The organism is Nesterenkonia xinjiangensis, assembly GCF_013410745.1.
In the GTDB taxonomy this organism is placed as follows: domain Bacteria; phylum Actinomycetota; class Actinomycetes; order Actinomycetales; family Micrococcaceae; genus Nesterenkonia; species Nesterenkonia xinjiangensis.
The window spans coordinates 3,439,303-3,461,516 of record NZ_JACCFY010000001.1 but is presented as its reverse complement, the minus strand read 5'-3'; the positions used below and the strand labels follow the sequence as shown (position 1 = coordinate 3,461,516).

Annotated in this window: 17 protein-coding genes; 9 read left to right on the top strand and 8 right to left on the bottom strand. The window is 70.1% G+C overall.

What is annotated here, in order from left to right; all coding sequences use genetic code 11:
* Positions 1-41 precede the first annotated feature (41 nt).
* Positions 42-386 (bottom strand): BlaI/MecI/CopY family transcriptional regulator, encoded by a 345-nt coding sequence (locus HNR09_RS15445; RefSeq protein ID WP_179542836.1) that lies wholly within the window; start codon positions 384-386, stop codon positions 42-44.
* 178 nt (positions 387-564) lie between these two features.
* The gene (locus HNR09_RS15440; RefSeq protein ID WP_179542835.1) at positions 565-3,168 is read right to left on the bottom strand and encodes a DNA gyrase/topoisomerase IV subunit A; all 2,604 of its coding nucleotides are present in this window, start codon (positions 3,166-3,168) and stop codon (positions 565-567) included.
* Positions 3,169-3,260: 92 nt separating this feature from the next.
* Here HNR09_RS15440 and HNR09_RS15435 point away from each other — a divergent pair, with 92 nt between their 5' ends.
* On the top strand, positions 3,261-5,999 hold the full coding sequence (locus tag HNR09_RS15435; RefSeq protein WP_179542834.1) for a bifunctional GNAT family N-acetyltransferase/acetate--CoA ligase family protein: 2,739 nt from the start codon (positions 3,261-3,263) through the stop codon (positions 5,997-5,999).
* Between the two features lie 44 nt (positions 6,000-6,043).
* Here the strand turns inward: HNR09_RS15435 and HNR09_RS15430 are convergent, their stop codons facing one another.
* Complete coding sequence (locus HNR09_RS15430) at positions 6,044-6,649, bottom strand: TetR/AcrR family transcriptional regulator (RefSeq protein WP_179542833.1); 606 nt, start codon at positions 6,647-6,649, stop codon at positions 6,044-6,046.
* An 81-nt stretch (positions 6,650-6,730) separates the two neighbouring features.
* On the opposite strand from HNR09_RS15430, the gene HNR09_RS15425 reads away from it, so the two are divergent.
* The gene (locus HNR09_RS15425; protein ID WP_179542832.1) at positions 6,731-8,581 is read left to right on the top strand and encodes an ABC transporter ATP-binding protein; all 1,851 of its coding nucleotides are present in this window, start codon (positions 6,731-6,733) and stop codon (positions 8,579-8,581) included.
* A gap of 3 nt (positions 8,582-8,584) precedes the next feature.
* On the opposite strand, the gene HNR09_RS15420 is transcribed toward HNR09_RS15425, so the two are convergent.
* The 3 genes from HNR09_RS15420 to HNR09_RS15410 all read right to left on the bottom strand — a co-directional run bounded on the left by HNR09_RS15420 (position 8,585) and on the right by HNR09_RS15410 (position 13,442).
* Positions 8,585-9,574, bottom strand: coding sequence for an NAD-dependent epimerase/dehydratase family protein (locus HNR09_RS15420; RefSeq protein WP_179543257.1), 990 nt, complete (start codon positions 9,572-9,574; stop codon positions 8,585-8,587).
* A 62-nt stretch (positions 9,575-9,636) separates the two neighbouring features.
* The gene (locus HNR09_RS15415) at positions 9,637-12,420 is read right to left on the bottom strand and encodes an alpha/beta fold hydrolase (protein WP_179542831.1); all 2,784 of its coding nucleotides are present in this window, start codon (positions 12,418-12,420) and stop codon (positions 9,637-9,639) included.
* Positions 12,414-13,442, bottom strand: a complete 1,029-nt coding sequence (locus HNR09_RS15410; RefSeq protein ID WP_343047566.1) for a 3-oxoacyl-ACP synthase III — start codon at positions 13,440-13,442, stop codon at positions 12,414-12,416. The genes HNR09_RS15415 and HNR09_RS15410 overlap by 7 nt, the downstream gene beginning before the upstream one ends.
* A gap of 61 nt (positions 13,443-13,503) precedes the next feature.
* Here HNR09_RS15410 and HNR09_RS15405 point away from each other — a divergent pair, with 61 nt between their 5' ends.
* Both HNR09_RS15405 and HNR09_RS15400 read left to right on the top strand, forming a co-directional pair.
* Positions 13,504-14,124 (top strand): DUF5998 family protein, encoded by a 621-nt coding sequence (locus tag HNR09_RS15405; RefSeq protein WP_179542830.1) that lies wholly within the window; start codon positions 13,504-13,506, stop codon positions 14,122-14,124.
* 19 nt (positions 14,125-14,143) lie between these two features.
* Entirely contained in the window at positions 14,144-15,370 is a 1,227-nt protein-coding gene (locus HNR09_RS15400) for an alkaline phosphatase family protein (protein WP_179542829.1), read from the top strand.
* A 21-nt stretch (positions 15,371-15,391) separates the two neighbouring features.
* Here the strand turns inward: HNR09_RS15400 and sepH are convergent, their stop codons facing one another.
* Entirely contained in the window at positions 15,392-16,822 is a 1,431-nt protein-coding gene (sepH, locus tag HNR09_RS15395) for a septation protein SepH (RefSeq protein ID WP_179542828.1), read from the bottom strand.
* 224 nt (positions 16,823-17,046) lie between these two features.
* Here sepH and HNR09_RS15390 point away from each other — a divergent pair, with 224 nt between their 5' ends.
* A complete protein-coding gene (locus HNR09_RS15390; protein WP_179542827.1) occupies positions 17,047-17,346 on the top strand; it encodes a DUF4193 domain-containing protein in 300 nt (99 codons plus the stop codon).
* A gap of 120 nt (positions 17,347-17,466) precedes the next feature.
* Here the strand turns inward: HNR09_RS15390 and HNR09_RS15385 are convergent, their stop codons facing one another.
* Entirely contained in the window at positions 17,467-17,949 is a 483-nt protein-coding gene (locus HNR09_RS15385; RefSeq protein WP_179542826.1) for a DUF3093 domain-containing protein, read from the bottom strand.
* Between the two features lie 149 nt (positions 17,950-18,098).
* Between HNR09_RS15385 and dut the strand changes: the two genes are divergently transcribed.
* The 4 genes from dut (at position 18,099) to HNR09_RS15365 (ending at position 22,037) form a co-directional block, all read left to right on the top strand.
* A complete protein-coding gene (gene dut, locus HNR09_RS15380; protein ID WP_179542825.1) occupies positions 18,099-18,593 on the top strand; it encodes a dUTP diphosphatase in 495 nt (164 codons plus the stop codon).
* A gap of 26 nt (positions 18,594-18,619) precedes the next feature.
* Positions 18,620-19,597: a DUF3710 domain-containing protein gene (locus tag HNR09_RS15375; protein WP_179542824.1), complete on the top strand. Its 978-nt coding sequence runs from the start codon at positions 18,620-18,622 to the stop codon at positions 19,595-19,597.
* Between the two features lie 84 nt (positions 19,598-19,681).
* Positions 19,682-20,491, top strand: coding sequence for a DUF3159 domain-containing protein (locus tag HNR09_RS15370; RefSeq protein WP_179542823.1), 810 nt, complete (start codon positions 19,682-19,684; stop codon positions 20,489-20,491).
* Positions 20,492-20,495: 4 nt separating this feature from the next.
* Positions 20,496-22,037 carry a class I SAM-dependent RNA methyltransferase gene (locus HNR09_RS15365; protein WP_179542822.1) on the top strand — a complete coding sequence of 514 codons (1,542 nt, stop codon included), beginning with the start codon at positions 20,496-20,498 and terminating at the stop codon, positions 22,035-22,037.
* Positions 22,038-22,214: the final 177 nt, after the last annotated feature.

Sequence of the window (22,214 nt, the reverse complement as noted above, 5' to 3'; positions counted from 1 at the left end):
TCAGTCTATGGGCCCGTCGGCTCAGGGTCGGCGAACGGCGGTCAGGAAGACTTCAGGATGCGCCGGAGGGCGGCGGCCTCGGAGTCCGAGACCCCGCCGATGAATCGGGCCAGGACGGCTTCTCGGTCAGAGGCGGTGCCCAGGACCTCGTTCAGCATCTCCACGGTGTGCTCCTCACGGCTCGCGGCGGCGGAGTAGCGGTGGGGCCGGCTGGAGCGCTCCCGGGTGACCAGGCACTTCTTCTCGAGGCGGGAGAGGACTGTCAGCACGGTGGTGACCGCCAGGTCCTCGTCCAGACGATCACGCACGTCATTGGCGCTCAGGGACTCGTTGCTGTCCCAGAGCAGGCTCATGACGGAACGCTCAAGGTCGCCGAGGGTGGCCATGCGGTGGATCTCCTTGCCGATGGGTGGACTGTCATGGACGTGCCCGAGCCTGTGGGCAGGTCCCGGAATCCGTGGTGCTTCTCCACAATACTCCTGGTGGGCAGCTGATTTCTACAACCTGTAGTAAGCCTGTGTCATATCCTGAGACACATCTGCCGGGTACGTCGAGCCTTGAGCATCAGGCCTCGTCGCCCGCACCGTCGGCCTCCCCGGCTGCGGCGATCCGTGCCCCGGCCACGCGGGTGAGCGCCTCCGGACTCGAGGCCACCGCCTCCACGGTCTGGTCCAGCGGGACTCCCGACCCGTCGCGGCGGGCCATCTCCGCGGGAAGCACGCGGGCGGAGCCGTTCCTGGCCGCACCCAGGGCGGGGCCCATTCCTGCCCAGGCCAGCCGCAGCCGGTCCTCCCCACGGAGGAACCGGTGAGCGCGCACCCCGGCGGTGGAGCGGCCCTTGACCGGGAACTCGGAGAACTCGGTCACCTTCACGCTGCCGGCTTCGAAGCCTTCCAGCGGCTCGTCACCTGCGGCGACTGTGACCACCACCGGCGTCCAGCCGGCAAGCTCCTCGGCCGTGCCACCCTGCGCGTCGCCGAGCCCGGCGGCCGGCACCACGGTGAAGCTGATGGCCTCGTCGCCGTCGGCGATCTTGATCCCGGCCATGCCGGCGGCCGTGCGCCCCTGCGGGCGCACCAGTGCGGCGTCGAAGCGCAGCAGCTGGGCGCCGGCGGTGACGAAGACCAGCTGGTCGCGCTCCTCGGCGGCCACCTGCGCTCCGATCACGCGGTCGCGGCCCTTCAGTGAGATGACCTCCCACTCATCACGGTTGAGCGGGTAGTCCGGATTGACCCGCTTCACGCGGCCTGCGCCGGTGCCCAGGGCGATCACAGCGTCCAGTGGGACGAAAGACACCAGCTCCTCCTTGCGCTCCAGGGAGAGGAAGTCCTTGACCTTGGCCCCGTGATTCAGATTCACTTTCCCGGCGGCGACCTCCACAGCAGGCATGTCCACCACTGGAACGCGGATCATCCTGCCCAGCGAGGTGACCGCGCCGATCTCTCCACGTGCGGAGACCGGCACCATCGAGATCAGGGCGTCGTGCCGGCCGCGCCGGGTCGGGTGGACCAGCCCGGAACGGTCCGTGGTCCGGGCCAGCTGACCCGAGGTGGACAGCAGGGCCCAGCATGGGCTGTCGGCGATCTGCAGGGCAGAGGCGGTCTCGTCAGAGGAGGCAGCCTTCGCCGGTGCCGGTGCGGCCAGCGTCTCCGACTCGACCAGCTGGGTGCGCCGGTCATCCCCATGGGCGAGGGCGACCTGCTCCAGCTCGTCGGAGACCACCTCACGAAGCCGCAGCTCCGAGTCCAGGATGGCCTGCAGCTCGGAGATCTCCTCCTCTAGGCGCTGCTTCTCCTGCTCCAGCTCCAGCGCGGAGTAGCGGGTCAGCTGACGAAGCCGCAGCTCCAGGATGTGCTCGGCCTGGAGGTGGGTCAGGTCGAAGATCGTCATCAGCCGCTCCCGCGCGGTGGCGGTGTCCTCAGCCGCGCGGATGATCTGGATGACCTCGTCGATGTCGAGGATCGCGATCAGCAGCCCCTCGACCAGGTGCAGCCGGTCCTGACGCTTCTTCAGCCGGTAGGCGGTGCGGCGACGCACCACGGAGATCCGGTGGCCCACGTAGACCTGCAGCATCTCCACGAGCCCCAGCGTCCGCGGCTGGCCCTCCACCAGAGCGACATTGTTGATCCCGAAGGAGTCCTCCAGCGGAGTGAGCTTGTAGAGCTGGGCGAGGACCGCCTGGGGGTTGAACCCGGCTTTGAGCTCGATGATCATCCGGAGCCCGTGCTTGCGGTCCGTGAGGTCGAGGACGTCGGAGATGCCGGCCAGCTTCTTCGACTGCACCGCGTCCTTGATCTTCTCGATGACCTTCTCCGGGCCGACCATGTACGGCAGCTCGGTGACCACGATCCCGGTCTTCCGTGCGGAGACCTGCTCGATGGAGACCGTGGCTCGGGTCTTGAACGATCCGCGGCCGGTCCGGTAGGCATCACGGATGCCGTCCAGCCCCACGATCCGTCCGCCAGAAGGCAGGTCCGGCCCGGGGATGTGGACCATCAGGTCCTCGAGCGTGGCCTCGGGGTACTCGATCAGGTGCCGGGCTCCGGCGACCACCTCGCCCAGATTGTGCGGGGCCATGTTGGTGGCCATGCCCACCGCGATGCCGGAGGCGCCGTTGACCAGCAGGTTCGGGAACGCGCTGGGCAGCACTGACGGCTGGGTGAGCTGATTGTCGTAGTTCGGCTCGAAGTCGACGACGTCCTCGTCGAGGTCGGTGGTCATCGACACCGACGCCGCCGTCATGCGCGCCTCCGTGTAGCGCGGAGCGGCCGGTCCGTCGTCGAGCGAGCCGAAGTTGCCATGCCCGTCCACCAGGGGCAGGCGCAGCGAGAAGGACTGTGCCATGCGCACCAGCGCGTCATAGATCGCCGCGTCGCCGTGCGGGTGCAGCTTCCCCATCACCTCGCCGACCACGCGGGCCGACTTCACATGCCCCTTCTCGGGGCGCAGTCCCATCTGGGACATCATGTACAGGATCCGCCGCTGCACCGGCTTCAGGCCGTCCCGGGCGTCCGGCAGGGCGCGGGAGTAGATCACCGAATAGGCGTACTCCAGAAACGAGGTCTCCATCTCCGCCGAGACGTCGATGTCGACGATCTGATCCTCCGGTGTCACCGGGGGCTGCTCGGAGCCGGAGCGCGGGGAGCGGGAAGTCGAACGGCGGGCCATGGGGGCTGGAGGTGTCCTTCGTCGATCGGTCTGGTGGTCTCAGCAGATGCTGTCGGTGTCAGTCCCTGAGATCTTCTCGTAGTCTTGATCCTATGGGTGAGCCAGCTGAATCCCGCGGATATCCGGCCCACTGGGAGGCTGATGTCGTGCTGCGCGACGGCGCGGCCGCCCACCTGCGCCCGATCAGCACCGACGACGCCGAGCGGCTCCAGCGCATGCACGCCGCGCAGTCCGAGTCCTCCATCTATCTGCGCTACTTCACCTACAAGTCCACGCTCACCCAGAAGGAGCTCCTACGGTTCACTCAGGTGGACCATGTGGACCGGGTGGCCATGGTGGTCCTGCTGGCGAGCCCCTCCGGCGAGCAGGAGATCATCGGACTCGGCGGCTACGACCGGATCGACGGCTCGGCCGAGGCCGAGGTCTCGTTCAACATCTCCGACGCCCATCAGGGCCGAGGACTCGGATCCATCCTGCTGGAGCACCTGGCCGCCGCGGGCCGCGAGCGAGGGCTGAGGCGGTTCTCCGCCGAGGTGCTGCCGCAGAACCGCAAGATGCTCACCGTCTTCTCCGAGGCCGGCTATGAGGTCCAGCGTCGGTTCGAGGACGGTGTCGTGCTGCTGGAGTTCTCCATCGATCCCACCGAACGCTCCCGTGCGGTCATGGAGGCCCGGGAGCATCGGGCGGAGTCGCGCAGCGTCGCCGAGCTGCTCGCTCCGAAGCAGGTGGCGGTGATCGGAGCCTCCCGCGAATACGGCTCGGTGGGGTACCACCTGCTGCAGAACCTCGTGGAGGGCCGGTTCACGGGAGGCGTGCACTCCGTGAATCCCGAGGCCTTCGAGGTCGGGGGCACCGAGGCCTACGTTTCGCTGGCCCATATCAAGCAGGACGTCGACCTGGCGGTGGTCGCCGTGCCGCCCGAGCGTCTGGCCGAGGTCGTCATCGACTGCGGCCGCCACGGGGTCAAGGGACTGCTCGTGGTCACCTCCGGGCTCGACCGGACCGAAGGCCTGGGGCTGGATCAGCGTGAGCTGGTGCGTCTCGCCCGACAGTGGGGTATGCGAGTCATCGGCCCGGCCTCGGTGGGTCTGATCAACACCGCCCCCGACGTGGCCCTCAACGCCTCGCTGTCCCCCCAGATGCCGCTGCGCGGGGGAGTGGGGCTCTTCAGCCAGTCAGCCTCCATCGGAGTCTCCCTCTACGCCGCCGCGCATCGTCGGCAGATCGGGCTCTCCGCTGTGATCTCCGCAGGCAATCGCGCCGACCTCTCCGGCAATGACGCGATGCAGCGTCTGGAGGACGATGAGGCCACCCGGGCGGTCGGCATCTCCCTGGAGAGCTTCGGGAACCCGCGGAAGTTCTCTCGCATCGCCCGTCGGCTCTCCCTGACGAAGCCGGTGGTGGTGGCGACCTCCGACGTGACGGGCCGCCGGCTGCCCCCTGGGCATGACGTCCGCACCACCAGTGCACCGCAGGGCGCGCTGGACGCCATGCTGGAGAACTCCGGGGTGATCCGCTGTGGCAACCACGACTCCCTGATGGACGTGCTGCAGGTCCTCGCCACCCAGCCGCTGCCTGCCGGTGGACGGGTGGGGATCCTGTCCAACTCGCCCTCGATGAGCCGGGTCCTCGCCGACGCGGCGGAGGCCCACGGGCTGGAGGCGGCGCACCTCGACGGAACCCTGGATCTCGAGGGGACCCAGAGGGAAGCCGCCGCCGCCCTGGCCGAGGTCCTCGACACGATGCTCGGCGCTGAGGAGGTCGACGCTGTCGCCGTCTGTCTGCAGCCGAGCATCACCGGAGAGCACCATGACCACTCCCGCACCATCCTGGAGACCGCCCTGCAGCATCCGAAGCCGGTCGTCGTGTCCCTCATCGGGATCCTGGAGCCCGATGTGCCGCTGAACCATGTGGCCGCCGCCGCGCCGGTGCTGGCGACCGGATCCCTGCAGCAGGGCGTGCCGGTGTTCTCCTCCCCGGCACGATCGATGGCTGCACTGGGGAAGATCGTCACCTACCAGCGCTGGCGTCGACAGGGCGTCGGAGAGCACCGGGTCCCGCCTGACCTGGAGGGCACCCAGGCTCAGCGGACCGGTGACGAGCTGCTGGAACGCTGGTTGGGGGAGTCTGTCGACGGCGCTGATCTGTGCCGGCTGGACCCAGGGAGGGCCGCGCAGCTGCTGGAGGTCTACGGGCTCGAGGCCATGGAGTCGGTGCCCTTCGACACCGAAGATCAGGCGGTTGAGGCCGCCGAGCGCCTCGGCTGGCCCGTGGCGGTGAAGGCCACGAGCGGTCACCTGCGCCACCGCCTGGACCTCGGCGGGGTGCGGCTCAACATCAGCGATGCGACGATGCTGCGGCACACTGTGGCAGAGATGCGGCACCAGCTGGCCCACTACGGTGCCCCCGGTCTGGAAATCCAAACGATGGCCCCTATCGGTCAGGGCTGCATGGTCCGTGCCATCGAGGACCCGCTCATGGGCCCGGTGGTGTCCTTCGGCATTTCCGGCGATGCCGTCGACCTGCTCGACGACTGGGCCCATGCCGTGCCTCCGCTGACCGACCAGGACATCCGCCAGCTGGTCCGTGGGCCCCGCGCCGCGCGGAAGCTGCTGGGACACCGCGGGCTGCCCGTGGTCGACATCGCCGCCGTCGAGGAGGTCGTGCAGCGGGTGGCCCTGCTCAAGGACAACCACCCCCAGGTGGCCTCCTTGGAGCTGTCTCCGTTGCTCGCGGCCCAGGAGGGCGTGCGGATCCTGCACGCCGCCGTCGACATCGCGAACCCGGAGCAGCGCACCGATTCGGCGCGCCGGGCGATCAGCCGCTGGTGAGCCGTGACGAATCGTGTGGGGGAAGGGGCCGGAGAGCGCCGGGCTCAGGAAGCGGCGGGATCGGCTGCCACCGCCTTCAGGAGAGTTCGCAGGCCCTGCTGACGGGCCTCGAAAGGGCTCAGGCCGCCCTGGGCGGGGACGAAACGGATCGCATAGAGCGTGGCCCAGGTGAGGTTGCTGACCCATTCCACGCTGAGTGCCGGGTCCACGCTGCCGTCCTGCTTGCCGCGTGTCAGCGCCTCCGCGATCAGTGCGTCCTCCTGTGACCACTCCTCGCCTTCGGAACCCTCGCCCTCAGAACCCGCGCTCTCACAGGCCATCCACCAGGCCAGCGTGTCGATTCGGCTGATGAGCTCACCGCACAGGCGGCGAAAGGCCTCAAAACCGGTGCCGTCCGCCAGGCGGGCGCTGTGGACTGCCAGCTTCCACTGGTCCTCCGCCAGCGAGTCCACGCCCTGACGCAGTGCGGCGCGATCGGCGAAGTGCCGGTGCAAGGTGCTGCGCGAGACCCCGGCCCGGGTGGCCACCTCACCGAGTGCGGCGCCGGGATTGACGGAGAGGACCTCCACGGCGGCCAGCAGGATCGCCTGGCGCGTCCTGGCGGCGGTGCTGCTGGGCTCGGAGGGTGCCGCGGTGTTCTGATCGCTCATGCCATCAGCCTACCGGACTTTCATGGCCTGTAGAGTGCCACCACTTGACCAATACGGGACAAATATGTCTCACTAGGTGTCATGATTGAATCATCAACCGAGGTCACGTCGGCCTCCTCCTCGACTCGACTGCGGGTCCTGTGGTCCTTCGCCCGACCTCATCTGCCGGTGCTCGGACTTGGGCTCCTGCTCTCCCTGGCGGTCTCCGCCATGGGTCTGGCCAGCCCCATGGTCACCAAATGGGTGCTGGACAGCCTGACTGAAGGTGCCTCGCTGCGTGATCCCGTGCTGGTGCTGGTGGGACTGCTGATCCTCGGTGCGGGGTTGGGCTGGGTCCAATGGGTCCTGCTGGGGCGCCTGGCCGAGGACATCGTCCATGACGCCCGGCGACGCATGATCCTGCGCTACCTGGGTGCCCGCGTCTTCGAACTGCTGCGGCGCGGTCCAGGCGAACTGGTCACCCGGGTCACCTCGGACACGGTGCTGCTGAACCAGGCGGCCTCCACAGCGATCATCGGGCTGATCAACGGCACCATGATGATCATCGGATCCCTGGTGCTGATGGCCCGCCTCGACCTGCCTCTGCTGGGGCTGACGCTGGGCTCCGTCATCCTGGTGCTGGCGATCTTCGCGGTGCTGATGCCCCGGATCGCCACGGTGGAGGAGAAGGCGCAGGCCGCCCTGGGGGATCTCGGGTCCGAGCTGGAGGGGACCGTGCGAGCGATCAAGACCGTGAAGTCTTCTGGGGCCGAGCCGCGACGCTTCGACGCGCTCATGCGGCATGTCGGCGATTCCAGGCGGTACAGCCTGCGCTCGGTGCGCATCCAGGCTGGGGCGTGGACCGTGGCCGGCGTCGGCCTGGACGGGGCAGTGATCATGGTGCTGGCCTTCGGGGCGTGGAGGGTGGCCGACGGAGAGATGGGCGTCTCCACGATGGTGGCCTTCCTGCTCTACGTCTGGGGACTCACCGGGCCCCTGATGGAGCTCACCCAGAACCTGACCACGCTGCAGTCAGGCCTGGCTGCGGCCGGCCGCATCAGCCAGGTGGAGGCCATGCCCGTGGAGGACCCGCGGGCCGACGTGCGTGTCCTGGGGGAGGAGCATGAGGACGTCGAGACGGCCGTGCGGCGCATGTCGACCGTCGCCTCCGGGGTGCTGGACAGGAGGGAGCCGCCGGAGGACGGGCTGGCGGAGTCTCCGGTGGTGGAGCTGGACCGGGTGACCGCCCGCTACGGGGCGGATGCCCCGGCCGCAGTCAAGGGGGTCAGCATCGAGGTGCCCGCGCGTGGGCATCTGGCGCTGGTGGGGGCATCCGGTGGAGGGAAGACGACCCTGCTCTCGCTGATGATGCGCTTCCTGGAGCCGGAGTCCGGACTGATCCGGCTGGGCGGGCGCCCCTACGCGGAGCTCAGCCACGCCCAGGTGCGCGCGGCCTTCGCCTACGTGGAGCAGGAGACGCCGGTCGTACCGGGCACGGTCCGGGAGAACCTGCTGTTCTCGGCCCCGCAGACGGGTGAGGATCAGCTTCAGGCCGTGCTGCAGCGGCTGCATCTGGGGGACCTGGCGGACCGGCTCGCGCAAGGCCTGGACACTCCGTTGACCGACACCAACGTCTCCGGCGGACAGCGTCAGCGGATCGCCCTGGCACGCGCGCTCCTCGCCCGTCCCGCCGTGCTCCTGCTCGACGAGGCCACCGCCCAGGTGGACGGCATCACCGAGGCCGCCATCCAGGCCACGATCGCCGAGCATGCACGAGATGCGGCGGTGGTGACGATCGCGCATCGACTGTCCACAGTGGTCGACGCCGACCGGATCCTGGTCATGGATGCCGGTGAGATCGTGGCCGCCGGCACCCACGCGGAGCTGCTGGGCAGCTCGGAGATCTACCGAGACCTCGTCTCCGCCCTGCGGATGGAGGTCGCCGCGCGCTGAGCCTCAGACACCGCCGGTGCGACGCACATGCTCTGCGAGGCGGGCCAGTCCCTCGTCGATGCTGACCGCTGGGGCCCAGTCCAACGCCTCTCGGGTCTCGCGCTGGTCGAACCAGTGGGCGGTCGAGAGCTGCTCGGCCAGGAATCTCGTCATCGGCGGTTCGTCCTCGAAGTCGCCGAAGGCGCGCTCGGCCAGCCCCCAGAGCGTCTCCACGGCGCGTCCGGCGGCCTTGGCCGCGCCTGGAGCGATGCGCAGCCGGGGACGTCGAGCCCCACCGGCGGCCGCGATGCCCATGATCAGTTCTCCGATCGGTCGGGGCTCGCCGTTGGTGAGCACCAGGCGCTTCCCATGGATGGCGGGCAGCCGACGCAGCCCGGCCGCGAAGGCGTCCACGGCGTTGTCGATGTACAGGGTGTCCACTAGGGCAGCCCCGGAGCCGATCAGCGGCAGCCGTCCGGAGCGGGCACGGTCCACGATGCGGCGCGTCAGCTGACCGTCCCCGGGCCCCCAGATCAGGTGAGGGCGGATGACCAGCACCTTCATCCCGGCGGCGGCCCGGGCCTGCACGAGCAGCTCGGCCTCCGCCTTGGTGCGGGCATAGTGTCCCTCGGCCGCCTCGGGGTCCGGGTCACCTGCACCCGCGCCGACCAGAGAGGCGCCGGAGTGGGCCACCGAGGGGGAGGACACGTGCAGCACGTGTTCCACCCCGGCGGCCTCGGCCGCGTCGAGGACGTTCTCCGTGCCATGGATGTTCACGTCCACGAAGTCCTGCTGACGGCCGGAGACCGAGACCTTCGCGGCCATATGGACCACGGCGTCCTGGTCTGCCATGGCCTCGGCCACGACGGCCCGATCGGTCAGCGATCCGCGGACATCCCGGACGCCCTCGAGCTGGGACGGGCCGCGCTGCAGCGTGGTGACCACGTAGCCGGTCTCGGCCAGGCGGCGGGCCAGGCTGCGACCCAACAGGCCTGAGGCGCCGGTCAGCAGCACCCGCGAACCGGGAGGAATCTCCCGGGGGATGGTGGGCTGGTCCTCCAGCCGGGTGGCGGCGGTCACGGTGTGCCGGGCCTCCTTCCGGTCAGTGCGCGGTCGGCCCAGACGGCGAGTCGGGTGCGGTCGATCTTCGAGTTGTGGCGGATGTCGGTGGGAAGCTCCTCGAGCACCAGCACGGCGGAGACGGGGACGTCCCCCGCGGCGCCTCGCACGGCGGCGGCGAACTCGGGGGTGGCCAGTGGGGATCGACCGGTCGACAGCTCGCCCGGATCTGTCTGGGGCTCCACGATCACCACCACGGACTGGGTGCCGACGGGCCCTACGCCGACGGCCGCGCTGCGGGCGACCTCCTCGAGAGCGTCGACGGGGGTTTCCACCGACCCGGGACCGACAGGCCCTCCGGGGGCGGTGATCACGTGCTGCAGGCGCCCTTCGATCCACAGCCGGCCCTCGGCATCGACGTGTCCGACGTCATTGGTCCGGTGCCAGAGCAGGCCGTCGGCATCGTCGCGGCTGCTGGCACGGTCGGTGTCCCACAGGCGGTCGTAGCCGGCCTTCATGTGCGCGGCGGAGACGACGACCTCGGCGAGCACGCCCACAGCCTCGGGCTGGGGCGGCTCCTGCAGGACGACGAGCTCCTCGGCGGGGCGGCCCTCGGCGTCCAGGGGAGCCAAAGCCACGTGGACTCCGGCCACCGGACGTCCCACACATACACCGCTCTGCCGGGTGGCCATAGCCTCATGCACCTGGCCACGATCGATGTCTGCCTGCAGCAGCCCTTCAGTCATGCCGTAGGGAGTATGGATCTCCGCAGTCGGGAACAGCTCCTGGACGGCGTCCAGCAGGTCCGGGTGCACCGGGGCCCCGGCGGAGAGCACCAGAGCGATCCGGCGCAGGGCGGCGCGCTGCTCGGGGTCGAGGTCCGCGCCGGTGGCCACCACGTTGCGCAGCGCCGCGGGGGAGCCGAAGAACATCGTGGCCTCGCCGGCCAGCGCCGCCTCGGCCACGGCGACGGCGGTCAGCGTGGCGGGTTTCGTCACCGACATGTCCGGGGTCACCGAGGTCGCGCCGATGGCCGGACCGAGCAGCGCGAACGGCGCGAAGCCCGCGATCAGCGAGGAGCCGGGGACGACGTCGAACTGTCGGCGCAGCAGGGCGACCAGGGCGGCGAGCCGGCCATGGGTGTAGATCACGCCTTTGGCGGGGCCGGTGGACCCTGAGGTGAAGAGCACCGCAGCCTCGTCCTCCGGAGCAGGAGCGGGGACCTCAGGTGTGCGTCCCACATGGCTGCGCAGCAGCCGCTCCACCGAGGCGACGGTGCCCAGCAGCCGAGCCTGGCGGCTCGAGAGCGCCTGGACGCTGATGCGTCGACCCGGCCATCCGAACGCGCGGGCCAGGGCAAGGCCCGGGGTGGCACCGATGATCCATTCCGGACGGGCGCTGCGGGCCGCCCGCGTCATCCCGCGCACGCCCAGGCCGGCGTCCGCGACGACGGCCACCGCGCCGACGCGCAGACAGGCGTAGAGCACCACGGTCAGATCATTGCCCGGGGGGACCAGGAGCGAGACCCGGTCGCCGCGGGCGACACCGAGCTCGCTCAGACCGCGGGCGAGTGCGTCGATGCGCGCGGAGAGCTCCTGCCAGCTCAGGGTCGCCGGTTCCTCCCCGGTCATGTCCACCACGGCGGGTGATCCCCGACGCCAGCCGGCGGTCATCTCCGCCAGCTGCGCGTGCAGTCCGTCGATCTCGGCGGCAGGTTCGGGGGATCGGCGCCCTCCGATCTCCGGGACGAGCTGCCCGTCGGTCCAGGTGAGGCCCTCCAGCCAGGTCAGCACGGACGAGGCGATGTCCCGATCCTCGGCCACCAGATGGCCGGAGCCTTCGAAACGGTGCAGGTCGGCATGCGGGAGTCGACGCTGCAGATCGGCCAGGTGGCGTTCCTGGAACACCGGGTCCTTCGGCCCCCAGAGCACCAGCGAGGGCTTCGTCCACTCGCCCAGAGCGGAGGAGATCTCCTCGAGAGCGCCCCGGGAGACGTGCTCGGCTCGGGCGGGGATGTCGGCGACAAAGCCGCCGACGCCGCCGCGACGGTCTCGGGTCCGGTACGGGGCGAGATAGGCCCGCCGGACCTCCGGGTCCAGGCCCTGCTCGGCGAGCGAGAGCGTCACGGAGAGGAAGCCGCGGGTCTCCACGGTGGAGGCGGTGAGCAGCCCGGGCGCCATCGCGGCGCGCAGAGCCGCCGGGATGTGCTCCTCCACCGGATGGTCCACTGCGGTGTTCAAGGTCGCGGTGGCGTCGACGTCGTGCGGGTGGCGCATGGCCCAGCCCAGCGAGATCACGCCGCCCCAGTCGTGGCCGAGGGTGACCAGCGGCAGGGCGGTGTCGACGTCGAGCGCGTCCATCAGGGCGTCGAGGTCGTCGAGGCGCTGCTCCAGGCGCCGATAGCCGGCGTCGTCGTGCTGTCCGACATGCTGGGGGCGGGGCGCCCGAGGGTGGGCCAGGCGCTCGGAGAAGCCCATGTCCAGCTGGTCCGGTGCGATCACCCGCCAGCCGGCGGCAGTTCCCTCGGCGCCGCCGCGTCGCAGCGATTCCGCGAGGAGCCCGCGCCATAGATAGGACCAGGTCGGGTTGCCGTGCACCGCGAGGATGGTGCCGCGGACGGGGATGCCCCGCTCGGCGAGCAGCGGTCCGGTGTCGAGCACGTGGAAGGTGCGGCTTCCGTCCGTGGTCCGCGCTGCCACTAGCCGCGACCAGGCTGGGTCGAGGCCGGGCAGGCGCCTCGGAGGGAGCTGCGCGTGGGCCGCGGGCAGGGAACGGAAGCTCAGCCGGGGTGCACTCACCATGCGATCTCCACCATGGCCGTGTTGAGCCCGGATCCCACTCCCATGCAGAGCACCCTCGAGCCTGGCGAGAGCCGGGGGGCCTCACGGGAGAGGGTGATGGGCAGTGAGGCGGGGCCCACGTTGCCCAGCTCCGGATAGGTCACCGGGACCCGTTTCTTGTCCAGCTTGGCGGCCTTGATGATCGAGGCGGTGTGCAGCGAGGAGACCTGGTGGGTGACATAGGCGTCCATCGACTCCCAGTCGAAGTGCTCCTTCGCGTCCTGCCAGGCGTCCATGACGAGCTCCAGACCTCCGTCGAGCAGCCCCCTGGAGTCTGTGTACATGCCGCGGTGGTCGCCGACGCACAGGCCGTGATGCTGGGTGGCGGCCCGCGTGACGCCTCCTACGATCCGGTGGCCCTCCGGGTGGCCGTCCGCCGGGCCGACGACCGCGGCCGCGGCACCCGAGCCCAGGGTCAAGGAGGCGAACTCGGACATGAAGTCCTCCCGGCTGACCATCGACTCCAGACTGCTGATCCGCTCCACGGTGGCGTCCTGGACCTTCCGGGCGTCCTCACCGTTGACGATGAGCACATAGGTCGCCTGCCCGGCGTCGATGAGCGAGCTGGCCAGGGTCATCGCATTGACGAACCCCAGGCAGGCGTTGGTGATGTCGAAGTTCATCGCCGAGCTGGGCAGCCCCAGATCATGGTGGATGCCGACGGCGACGGAGGGCTCGAGATGCTCCCGGGTCACCGACGTGTTGATCATCACCGAGACGTCGGCAGGGTCTATCGCCGCGGCCTGCAGCGCCCGGCGCCCGGCCTCGACCGTCCCGGCACGGACATCGCCGGCCCGCTCCCAGTTGCGTCGCGTCTTCACCCCGGCGACCCGCTGGAGCAGGCCCTGGGGGAGCTTGAGCCGCTTCAGGGCGTCAGCCAGGCGGCGGTCGAGATCCCTCGACGTGAGCGGAACCGGGGCCTGAACCTCGGCCACGGACAGCAGGGCTGCGTTGCGGTGGTGAAAAGTCGCGTTTCCTGGCACTGCTCCATTATCCAGCAGGTGAACCGGGCTAGCGAATCGGCGCCGAGCTAGCATGGGTGCCATGACCTTCAGCCCTGACGACTCCGCGCCCTCTTCGACGCTCTCGCTGCGCGCGGCGATAGAACGCGGCGGCTTCTATCCGTCACTGGTGCACCACACGGTGACCGAGGCGCTCGACGGCCGCGAACCGACGCATCAGATCGTCCATGTGGACACTCATTTCGACATGGAGGAGGTGCACCGGCACATCACCGTGCTGGCGCTGGCCGAGAACGTCATCGTCGTGGCTCATCTCGACGACCACGACCTGGAGGCCGACGACGCGGCGACCGCCGGGCGCACCGACACTGTGGCGAGGATCTCCACGGAGGTAGTCCCGGTCAGCCGGATCCGTTCAGTCATCCTCTCCGAGGTGCACCGCCAGCCCGAGCACTTCCGCCCCGATCGCGGGCTGGCCGAGGTCACGCTCAACATGAACTGGACCGGCGGGGCACGCTTCGAGACGGCTCCGGTGCACTGTGGGGATCCGGACTGCATGGCGGACCACGGCGACGACGGCACCGTGATCCCGGAGGACATCGTGCTGCGCATCGCGGCCACCGCCGAGGGCGACACCGCCGTGGAGGAGGCGCGAAGCTTCGTGCGTGCCCTGCGTCGTGCCTGCGTTCGTCACGCCCGCTGAACGGGAGGGGAGCATTCCGATGACAGCACGCGCACGTGAGCTGGCCGCACTCGCCCCCGACTATGACGGGGGCCATGTCCGCCATGTGATGACCTCTGCCGCCGCCTCCCTGGGGCTGGACGGCTTCTCCGAGCGGCTGGGGCTGCCCTCGGCGAGCATCGCGGTGGTACTCATGGTCGACGGGCTCGGCGATGAGCTCATCGCCCGGCACAGCGGCCACGCCCGCTTCCTGGCCTCCGCCTGGCGGCGCAGCGCCACCGGGCAGGTGAACGACGCCACGGCCCCGGCCACGACGGCGGCCTCCATCGCTTCGTTGGGCACCGGTGAGGTTCCCGGACGCCACGGCCTGGTGGGCTACGACGTGCTGGCTCCCTGGCTGGACCGGGTGGTCAACATGCTCGGCGGCTGGGACCCCGCGGTGGATCCGGCCCGATGGCAGCCCCATATGTCGGTGCTGAGCCGTGCGGAGCGTGGCGGTGCCCGGGTGCTGACGGTGTCCCGACCGAAGTTCGCCGACTCCCCGCTCACCCGGGCGGTGCTCGCCGGCGGCGAGTTCCTCGGCGCGAACCGGATGGACGCTCGGTTTCGGATGGCGGCCGACGCGGTGCACGCCCATCGGCCCGAAACCTCCGCGGCCCGGCAGGGCTCTCCTCAGCCGCTGCTGATGTATCTCTACGTGGATGAGCTGGACAAGACGGGGCACCGCTACGGCGTCGACTCCCCGGAGTGGATCCGTGCCCTGGAGACGCTCGACGCGGAGGCGGAGAAGTTCGTCACTCGACTCGGGCAGCGATTCGGCGATCAGCTCTCCGTGGTGCTCACCGCCGATCACGGGATGCTGGACATCGCGCCGCAGGGGCGCCTGGACTTCAGCCAGGAGGAGGCGCTGCTGCGCGGCGTGAGGCACACCGGCGGCGAACCACGCTTCGTGCACGTCTACTTCGACAACGACGCCTCTCCTGCGGTGCGCCGACAGGTCCACGAGGCCTGGGAGGAGCGCTTCGGCGACCAGGCGTGGATCTGCACCCGGGATGAGGCCATCGACGCCGGCTGGTTCGGCCTCGTGGAGGACCGGGTGCGCCCCCGCATCGGGGACCTGCTCATCGCCGTCCACGGCCCGCTCGCGTTCTATCACACCGAACGCACGGGGACGGACCCGCTGCAGATGATCGGCCAGCACGGGTCGCTCACCGATGCTGAGATCAAGGTGCCGCTGCTCTCGCTGACGGGCCGCCCCTTCGGCTGAGCCCGCACCCAGGAGCTGAGCTCAGTCGCCCTTCGATCCGAAGAGGATGTCGTCCCACCGGGGCATGTTCGGGCGACGAGCGCCTGTGCGCTTTGGTCGCGGGCGCCCTTCGGAGGCGCCCTCCTCGTCCGGGCTCCTGGACTCTGAGGAGCCGCGGGAATCCGCGCCGGTCGTCGGCTGGTCCGTGTCGTGGGTGCCGGTCGCTCCGGAGGCGGGTCCGGCATCACCGCCAGGCTCGGTGGTCTGCGCCTCCACCGTCTCGCCGTAGCTGAATCCCCAGGCGTCAGTGCGCTCGGCCTCGGTCAGGGAGGGCTCCTCGCCGTCCTCGTCCTCCAGCGCCCGCAGACGGGGGGCGTCCTGACCGGCAGTCTGCTCGTCCCGGGTGAGCATCAGGGCCAGTTTGTCGTCGGCGTCCTCGTCGGCGCCCAGACGCTGGCCACGGCGGGCGCGCAGCACGTCCAGCAGGTCCTCGTGCTCGTCTCCCTCGACGGAGGGGCCTGCCGGTCGGGCTGTTGCAGGGTCCGGGGCGGCGGCATCGATGGGGGAGGTGTCCTGCTCGTCGGCGGGCACCGGGCCCGCCGCGCGGTCGGGGCGGCGCCGGGGCGAGGGCTGCTCGGCGGAGGACTCCACGTCGAACGGGGCGTCGACTGCGGTCAGCCGGCGAGGTCCACGGCGGGATCCGGTCTCCGGAGGAAGGCTGCTCAGGGTCTGCGCCCAGGGCCCCACGGGGCGCAGATGCCGTGACTCGGGGGTGAAGACCCACTCCGCCGGCGGATCGACGTCGACGCGGGCACGGCCGGCGGAGAGGTCGTCGGCGTCGAACCAGCACAGGATCTGCCAGTTGCCGTCCTGTCGACGCCAGGCGTCCCAGGCCAGTGAGGCGAGGTCCACCTCGAGAGCACGCAGCCGGACCAGGACCATGGCCTGCAGCGTGGCCGGGGCGTCGCCGAAGGCGATCCGATGCTGCTCCGTCGAGGACGGCGGGGAGATCTGCGTGCCCCGGGCGCGCTCGGCGATGTAGGCGCGCTCGGCCTGCACCGGGCCTGCGTAGCGCTCCACCCGGGCGGGGTCCAATCCCGATTCAGCGACCATCTGCTCCACGGTCGCGCCGGCGCGCAGCCGGGCCTGGACCTCACGGACGGTCATCGGGGCGCGTGCGTCCTCGGCTCGTGTGGTGAGGTGCGCTGGGCGCGTAGAGCGCCGCGCCACCGCCGTGCGCAGCGCCTCGTCCACGGGCAGGGCGTATTCCTGGCCCTCCTCGTCCGCGAGGACGAGCGTCTCGTCGGAGTCCTCTTCCGTCACGCCCATGATCCGCAGCTGCTGCATCGATGCTTCCTCCTGCCAGTGGTCGGCAGTCGTCGTCCTGATGGATGTGGTCCAGGGGTCACTGTAGCGCGGGACGCCGGTGACCTCCTGACTCCGATGGAGCAGAACTTGAACCTTGTGCCTCAACAGTGTCTCCTAGGGGTGCTCCTGTGCCTGCTCTGGACTCCAGATGAGGTCCGTGGACACCGGTGCGGTCCGACCGCTTCCGCCCACGGCTCAACATGGCGTCCTGGATTTGGCACAGGGGGACTGATACGACACAATCTGTCCGACAAATCGCGCCGGAGGCACTGGTGGTGGCCGGTGGCCGCGCGACAGGAATTCAACTCTCGGAGTGTGGAGCGACCCTCATGGCAACCGACTACGATGCGCCGCGCAAGAACGACGACGACGTCAACGAAGACTCCATCGAGGAACTGAAGAATCAGCAGACCAATCGACAGTCTGCCGTCGTCGACGAAGATGAGGCCGAGGCCGCTGAGGGCTTCGAGCTCCCCGGCGCGGACCTCTCGGACGAGGAGCTGCAGGTGCGGGTGCTGCCCGCCCAGTCCGATGAGTTCACCTGCGGGGAGTGCTTCCTGGTGCGTCACCGTTCCCAGGTCTCCCGCGAGGAGAACGGCATGTTCATCTGCAGGGACTGCGACAGCTGACCTCACGGCGCAGCCAGCGGTCGCAGACTGATGGAGGCCCCGTCCCGGATGATCCGGGACGGGGCCTCCATCAGTCTGGTCTCGTGGTGTCTCAGCCGACGCACGGGGTGCACGATCGGCTCAGTCGGTCACGCTGACCCCGGTCTCCCGGATCGGCTCCGTGGAACCGAGCGCGGCCAGCACGGCCTCCGGGTCTCGGGTGGAGACGATCCAATACGGAGTCGCATCCTCCGGATCGATGATCTGCACGGTGAGCACGGGGTCGATCCACCCGCGGATGCACTGATAGGACCGGGCGTCGAAGCCGGGACCGAGCTGCTCGCGGGCGGCCGGGCCGCGGTGACCGACCACCATGCCCACGTGCTCCAGGTCGATGCGGGCACGGCCGGCGGTGAGCCACCCGTCGGAGACCTCGAGCCGCGGGGTCGTGATCACCAGGGCGAAGAGCAGCAGCGCCATGCCGATCACCATGACCACCAGGCCGAGGCCGATGCTGATCGGGAAGAAGATCAGCGAGACCGAGGCTCCGATGATGACCGCGACGAGCCAGATCCACCACGCCGGCCAGAGCTTCTCGGAATAGCTCGGAGAATGGGTCGTCATGCTCTCAAGCTTCTCACGGAATGCCGGTGGGCGAGGAACCGGCCGGCCGGGCTCCGTCCGTGCGGGGGAGGCTCCGCCGGCCGTGTCGAGGGGAGTCGAGGTGAGTAGACTCGAGGGGTCGCCGCCCACCCGAGGAGAGAGCACCACCGATGACCACGTCCACGCATGAGCACGCTCACGAGCCCGCCCCGGTCACCGACGTGCCGGACCGGGTGAAAGTGCCGATCCGCCAGCTCGACCACGGGCTGCCCCTCCCGAACTACGCCCACCCCGGGGATGCCGGAGCGGACCTCGTCAGCGCCGAGGACTTCACCCTGGAGCCGGGGGAACGTCGTCTGGTCCCCACCGGGGTCGCGGTGGCCGTCCCGCAGGGGTGGGTCGGCCTGGTGCATCCGCGCAGCGGTCTCGCCGTGAAACACGGAATCACCCTTGTCAACACGCCGGGAACCATCGATGCTGGGTATCGTGGAGAGCTCAAGGTGTGTCTGGTGAACACCGACCGTTCGACTCCGGTGAGCTTCTGTCGTGGAGACCGCATCGCGCAGCTCGTCATCCAGCGGGTCGCGCAGGCCGAGTTCGTGCCTGTCGACGAGCTGGACGACAGTGTCCGCGGCGCGGGCGGCTTCGGCTCCACCGGCACGTGACTCCCGAGGAATAGAGGAACTTCAGCATGATCTTCGGACGACGGAAGAAGTCCACGGAGGCGCAGGCGCCCAAGCCCGCCACCATCCAGGAGGCCCTCCGCGAGGAGGATCCGGCGGCCGCTGCCGGCCCCGATGCCGCCGGCGTCGCCGATGTGTCCACGAAGACCTCCGCCGACGAGAGCACGCAGACCGCGGCGGAACCGGGCCCCTCCCGGTCCGGGGCCGAGGAGACGGGAGCGGCTTCTGCCAAGGGCGTCGCCGCAGAGGGGGATGCCGTCGAGAGCATCGCCGGCGCGGGCCCCTATGACGTCACCGAGGTCAAGTCGACCAAGGGCTACATCGATTTCGGCGCCCTGCTCGTGCCAGCGGGCAAGGAGCAGAAGGTCCGGCTCGACATCGATCAGAAGACCAAGCGAGTGGTGGCGCTGACCATCTCGGTCGGCGAGGCCAGCATCCAGATCCAGCCGTTCTCCGCGCCCAAGTCCGGCGGAACCTGGGACGAGGTCCGTGAGCAGATCCAGGACTCGGTGATCAAGCAGAAGGGCCGCATCAAGGCGCTCGACGGCCGCTTCGGCAAGGAGATCGCCGCCCGCGTGCCCACCACCCTCAAGGACGGCCGTTCCGGCTGGCGGGTGGCCCGCTTCATCGGGTTCGAGGGGAATCGCTGGTTCCTCCGGGGAGTCGTCGGAGGCCGCGGTGCCATCGATCCCAAGGCCGCCCAGGGCGTGGAGGATCTCTTCTCCCGCCTCGTGGTCGTCCGCGGAGAAGACCCTCTGCCGCCGCGTGAGCTGCTGGCCCTCCGACCTCCCGAGGGCGCGAAGCGTGTGGTGGTTCCGCGGAACCCGGCGCAGCGACGGGATGCCGCTCCCGGTCCGAACCCGGCTGCGGCGGCCGTCGGCGGAGTGGGCGGAGAGGCTCAGCCCGCCGCGAACGGGGTGCGACCGCAGGAGCAGGACAGGGCGGCCCGCGGTCCAGGACGGGCGGACGGCTCGGGCCAGGGCTGAGAACGCCCGATGTGTGATGAGCAGGCCGGCGGGGTCTCCCGCACGGCGGGGGGACCAGCACAGGGGGAGGCACAGGCGACAGTGATGACAGACTCATCGGCACGGGCTGACACGCCCGGTGAGCCGGACGACGACGTGCGTCAGGCGGATCAGGCGCACCGGGGCGTGCCACGGGCCGAGGGCCCGCAGGGCACCCCCGCGGAGACCGAGCCCGGCGCCGGGGAGTTCGGCGAGCGGCTCTCCGAGTCGGCCGCCTCCCGGATGCGCACCCACGACGACGGCTCCCTGGACGTGATGGCCTCCATCGGCGGGGTGCGGGGCCTCGTGGAGGCCTCGGTGCCCGCCGCCGCGTTCCTCACGGTCTTCGTCATCACCGAGGACCTGCTGAGCTCCTCACTCGTGGCGGTGGCCCTCGGCGTGCTGTTCACCATCGCCCGCCTGATGCAGCGGGGCCCGTTGGTGCAGTCCCTCTCTGGCCTCGCAGTCATCGTGCTCTGTGCCTTCGTGGCCCAGCAGACCGGTGAGGCCCGCGACTTCTACCTGTGGGGATTCCTCACCAATGCTGCCTACATCGCAGGCTTCGCCCTCTCGATCGCAGTGCGCTGGCCCTTCCTGGGCATCCTCTTCGGCTTCATCCGCGGTGAGGGCGTCACCTGGCGGCAGGACGACGAACGCCGACGGCGCTACGCCCTGGCCACGTGGATCGTCACCGGGGTGCTGGCGCTGCGGCTGATGGTCCAGCTCCCGCTCTACCTCTCCGACGCCGTCGTCGCGCTGGGCACCGCCCGCCTCGTGATGGGGCTTCCCCTCTATGCACTGGCGCTGTGGATCGCCTGGATGATCACCCGCCCCTCGGCGGTTCCCGCTCCGCGCACCGGTGGGGCGGTGACCTGAGCCCATGACCGGTCAGACCGCACGCACCACGAACTCGCAGCAGGTGCTCACCCTCGACGTGGGCCCGATGGCCCATGGTGGTCATTGCGTGGCCCGCCACGAGGGCCGCGTCATCTTCGTCCGGCACGCCATTCCCGGTGAAGTCGTGCAAGCCCGGGTCACCGACTCCGGGCCGCAGGCCAAGTTCTGGCGCGCAGACGTCATCGAGGTGCTCGCGGCCTCGGACTATCGCCGCCGCCACATCTGGAAGCTGGCCGACGCCCTGCGCGCCCATGAGATGGACCGGCTGCCGGTGGGCGGCGCCGAGTACGGACATATCACCGATCAGCACCAGCGGAGGGTCAAGGCCCAGGTCTTCCGAGACACCCTCCAGCGCATCGGGGGCATCGCACTGCAGGACCTCGCCCTGGCCCATGGCCCCGCCGACGGGGAGATCCATGTGGCCGACGTCGGAGAGCGGCACAGCAACGGCCTGCACTGGCGCACCCGGGTGAGCTTCGGCATCAACGATCACGGCGTGCTGAGCATGAAGCCCTACCGCAGCCACCAGCTCATCGATCTGCGCGGCATGCCGTTGGCCGTCGAGGCCATCCACGAGTCCCGACTCTTCGGCGGAGACTTCACCGGTGCGGAACGGGTCGACGTCGTGGCTCCGGGCGGGCGGGCTCCGCTGGCCCTGGTGGTCCACGCCCAGCAGCATCGGGCCGCTGAGGCAGGACTGCGAGAGCGGCTCCTGCGCATCGCGGAGATCGAGCCGACCGTTCAGACCATCGTGCTGGCCCTGGGCCGGGCAGACGACGCGCGCGCCGGAGACAGCACCTCCGGGGATCCGAGCAGCGCAGGCGGCCGCGGGTCCCGACAGGGCGCACGCAACGGTGCCCGCGGGCGGGCTCGGGGTGAGCGGCTGGCCGCACCTCAGGTGCCCACGGTGGTCGAGTATGAGGTGGTCCTGGGAGGGCGCACCGTCGAGGAGCCGCTTCCGGTGCCGCTGACCACGGATGCCGGCGAGGTACGCCATTTTGTGCCGCTGCGCCCCGAAGGCTTCTGGCAGATCCACCGGCACGCGCCCGATGCGCTGGTGCGCACCGTCGACGAGATGGTCTCCCTCGGGGCGGGGGGCTCGGTGGCCGACCTCTATGCCGGGGCCGGGCTCTTCAGCGCCTGGGCGGCCGAGCGGACCGGCGCGGAGGGACGAGTGGTCAGCGTCGAGGCGGCCCCGGGCTCCAGCGCCTCAGCCCGTGAGCTCTTCGCGACTTCCTCGCAGGTGAGCGTGGAGCGAGCAGCGGTGGAGCGTGTGCTGGACTCACTCTGCGGCCATGACGTGGTCCTGCTGGATCCGCCGCGTGCCGGTGCGGGGAAGAAGGTCATCGCCGGATTGGACGTGGCCGGCCCACGACAGATCGTCTACGTGTCCTGCGAACCTGCCTCCTTCGCTCGCGACGCGAAGGACCTCCTGGCCCGTGGATGGCGACTTGCGGACCTCCAAGTCCTCGATCTCTACCCGAACACCCACCACATGGAGTCGGTGGCCCTGTTCGAGCGCTGATCCAGGGAGGTGGAGCAGCTCCTGGTCAGTGTCGTCCCCGTGTCGTCCCCGTGTCTTCCCGTGCCGTCACTGTGCACGGCGCGGTCGTTCCGACACGAGTCTCCTCAGCGCATGACGACCGAGTAGGATGGACAGCGATACGGCTCTGAGCGCTGGAGGAGGGACCGCGTGCTCAGG